3 protein-coding genes and 1 pseudogene are annotated in these 3,494 nt (G+C 28.0%); all 4 read left to right on the top strand.

What is annotated here, in order from left to right; translation table 11 throughout:
* Positions 1 to 279 precede the first annotated feature (279 nt).
* The gene (locus tag SINDD18_RS11500) at positions 280 to 414 is read left to right on the top strand and encodes a hypothetical protein (protein ID WP_277619874.1); all 135 of its coding nucleotides are present in this window, start codon (positions 280 to 282) and stop codon (positions 412 to 414) included.
* 236 nt (positions 415 to 650) lie between these two features.
* On the top strand, positions 651 to 2,534 hold the full coding sequence (locus SINDD18_RS02500; protein WP_061862968.1) for a hypothetical protein: 1,884 nt from the start codon (positions 651 to 653) through the stop codon (positions 2,532 to 2,534).
* 1 nt (position 2,535) lies between these two features.
* Positions 2,536 to 3,288: a bifunctional 3-deoxy-7-phosphoheptulonate synthase/chorismate mutase gene (locus SINDD18_RS02505; RefSeq protein ID WP_061862969.1), complete on the top strand. Its 753-nt coding sequence runs from the start codon at positions 2,536 to 2,538 to the stop codon at positions 3,286 to 3,288.
* A pseudogene (locus tag SINDD18_RS02510) lies at positions 3,276 to 3,494 on the top strand (aminotransferase class III-fold pyridoxal phosphate-dependent enzyme); the annotation flags it as partial. The gene SINDD18_RS02505 and the pseudogene SINDD18_RS02510, both read left to right, overlap by 13 nt.

Raw genomic sequence — 3,494 nt, forward strand, 5'->3', positions numbered from 1 at the left:
AGAATTCTGAGACAAAAGTCTAACCTTAAATATAAAAAGCGAACAAAACGAGTTATCTGATACTCAGAATTCTGTTTTGTTCGTTTTTTTGTCTAATCTATCGATTTTAAAATTTTATACTAAAGAATTCCCAAAATCAAAATCTTTTTGTCCCAGACTCTTTTTCGAACCCCAAAAAATACAAATATGTATCTAATAAAAAAAATAAAAAAACCTTATAAAATAGTTGACATAATAATATCGAAGTGATAAACTAAAGGCAAAAAAGAGGAAAGACATATGAAAAATTTGTTTAAAAAAATTGTTACTGTAGTAGTTATAGTTTTAATTCTGTTAGGGATTGTATCGAAACCCCAATCTCATATAAAGGCAACAGAAATTGATCCTGGTCCTGCAAACGGTGTTTCTAGATAAAAATGTAGATATTAGAAAACAAAATTTAATATATTAAAAAAGAGGATTAAAATTGTTGATGTTTGAATTCTATATCCTGGCAGATGTATTGAAGGGAGTAAAATATAGTTTAAAAAGTTGTTTAAATCATCATTATATTTGTAAGGAGAGTCTTACCTGTACAGGTAAGTATTTAGTTATAACTAAATACTTACTAATCATATATGCAATTGTTTAATTATTAAAGGATTTTTACTATGCAAGAAGTCATTGTTACAAATAAAAAATTAGATTATTTATTAAAATTAGCTGAATGTAAGAATCTAATTTTATACTCTAAAACTGGAAATATAGATTATTTTAAGTTAGATGATAGAATCAGGCGAGATTTATCTAATTTAGATTTAGAAATTTTATATGCAGATACTAGAGATTATGATATTGCATATGCATTATCACAATGTATAGGTGCAAAATTTTTAAAAATTAAAACAGAAGCCTTGTTAAATAAGAATAAACAGTACATATTTATCAGTGAGTATGGAATGTCAAAAGAATTAGATAGTCTGATTATGAGATTATCAATATATAATATTACATACTTAGTTTCTCATGATTTAGAGGCACTATCTGTTTTAATTGCGAAATTTTTGTATCCGTATAAAATTGAGGGTAATGCGAATATACTATTAAATATGCTTGATTCTTCAATTAAAGAAATCTCTAGAGAAAATTTTCATATTGTAAATCGTAAAGGGAATGTATATGAAAAATTATGTAATTTAAAAGAAATTAACTATTTATCCGCAATCGTTCATGGTAATGGTAATTTATTATATTTAGGTCAAGAAAAATTAGTATCAGAAGCGGTAGCAATTAATAGTAATGATACGATATTAGTTGATTTTTTAGACTCTAAAAAAAATAAAGTGATTTTCTTAGCTTCTTGTTTTGGAACTGTGCTATCAGGAAAATCATATGTAGATGATTTAATCAAATCAAATGTTGATACTATTATTACATATAGAGGACTAAAAGAAAATGGATTCGCAGAGTGTTCGTGGTTTATTTTATTGAACTATTTTGGTTTTCAATATGATGAAATAGTTAGAATAATCAATAAAAATTTAGAAAAAAGAACAGTAGATGCTCCTAGGTATAGTTTGATTGGCTCTAGCGAGAATGCGTTAACGATTTCTCCATATTGTGAGTATAGTTTTGAAGATAATCATATATTGTGTCATACAGAAAATGAAAATCAATTTTACTTTGGTAAATGTAAACTGCCTTTAAATTATAGACCATTTGTTCTGTCCTGCAAAGAGAGAATATCCTGGATAGTTGAAGATGGGTACATATATTTAATGGGAGAGAATTCATTTCTACCTAAAAGGATTGATGTAGTAACGATTCCTAAAGATAGCGTTGTTGATTTTGGTATATTATCAGATACTTTATCTTTGAATGGTGGTCTTAATAAAAGTTTAAAAAATTTAATGGGAGAGGTGGAGAGTCTTTCTCTAGGGATCTCTCAAATGAGTGAGGAATTTTTATGTTTTACAGATAAAGCTGAAAAATATCAAAAGAAATTATCCATTTTAGAACTAAAGAGAAGTGAATTAATAGAATCTTTTTTGAATGAGGTAATTACCAGTAAACAAACGACATATTCACCATTATCAGAAAAATATAGCATGCATTTTACCGTGTCAGATATTTCGATTATTGAGAATAAATGTCCATACTGTAATTTTGAAATTACTAGAAAAGTGTTGAAAAAAACTATGAATAGTTCATATAAAAGAATCATATTTTCTTGTAATAACTGTGGGCAAATTCAAGATTTAGGGAATGTTGATAAGTTAATTAATGTTGCTATTGAAAATAGTATGGAAGATAGTAAGCTATTAAAGATTAATATAAAATTACAAGAATTTAATGGAACAGTGCGATGTGGCGTTAGTTTAATCACTAAAGATGTTCTACCACAACTAATTACAAAAGAATGTGTTGGAAATGATGAGATACAGTTTTTATTTCAATCTGAGCTAATATCAGATCACAATCTTATAAAAGTGTATTTATTTTATGAAAATGATTTATTTATAATTAGTAAACCATATAGAAAGGAAATAGAATAAAATGAATGAAATAATGAATGATTTTATAGATACAGATTGTAATCCTTCAAACTTTATTGTGGGTCCCTGTTCAATAGAGTCGTATGATCAAATTAGAGAATCTGCCATACATGTTAGAAAACTAGGCTATAAATACCTTAGAGGTGGAGCTTATAAACCAAGAACAACCTATAATTCATTTCAAGGTATGGGAGTGACAGGTATTAAATATTTACATGAAGTTTGTCAAGAGTTTTCTCTTAAATCAGTTAGTGAAATTATGTCAATAAAGCAGCTAGAAGAGGCGTACGACTATGTAGATATAATCCAAGTAGGTTCCCGTAATATGCAAAATTTCGAGTTACTTAAAGAGTTAGCCACAATTACAAAACCAGTATTGTTTAAACGAGGATTAATGTCTACTATTGATGAGTATTTAGGAGCTTTGTCATATTTACAAAAAAACGGGAAGACAAATATAATCTTATGTGAGAGAGGTATCAGAAATTATGATAATAGAACTAGAAATATACTAGATATTATGGCGGTGCCAATTTTGCAAGCTGAGACAGGTTTACCTGTAATTGTTGATGTATCACACTCAACAGGTAGAAGAAAACTGTTACTACCGGCTAGTTATGCTGCGAAAGGAATTAAGGCTAACGGAATAATGATGGAAGTGCATCCTAATCCCGACATTGCATTATCTGATGCAGAGCAACAAATTGATTTTCAAGAACTAAAAGAATTGGGAGAAAAATTATGGAAAAATTAACAACAGAAAAATTATGGTTGAACTTTACTAACTTTACGACATTTGATAAATTACCATTTATCGTAGCTTCCGGTAAAGGAACATATGTCTATGATACAAGCAAAAAGAAATATCTTGATATTATTTCAGGAATCTGGAATGCAGGTTTAGGTTACTCTCGGCAAGATATTATAGATGAGATGAACTATCAAATGAATAAGTTACGG

The organism is Streptococcus infantis (assembly GCF_001579645.1).
Classification (GTDB): domain Bacteria; phylum Bacillota; class Bacilli; order Lactobacillales; family Streptococcaceae; genus Streptococcus; species Streptococcus infantis_E.

Bases quoted from the DNA above. Each gene is read 5' to 3' on its own strand.
- SINDD18_RS02500 (WP_061862968.1), top strand. From the start codon at position 651: ATGCAAGAAGTCATTGTTACAAATAAAAAATTAGATTATTTATTAAAA.
- SINDD18_RS02505 (WP_061862969.1), top strand. From the start codon at position 2,536: ATGAATGAAATAATGAATGATTTTATAGATACAGATTGTAATCCTTCA.
- SINDD18_RS11500 (WP_277619874.1), top strand. From the start codon at position 280: ATGAAAAATTTGTTTAAAAAAATTGTTACTGTAGTAGTTATAGTTTTA.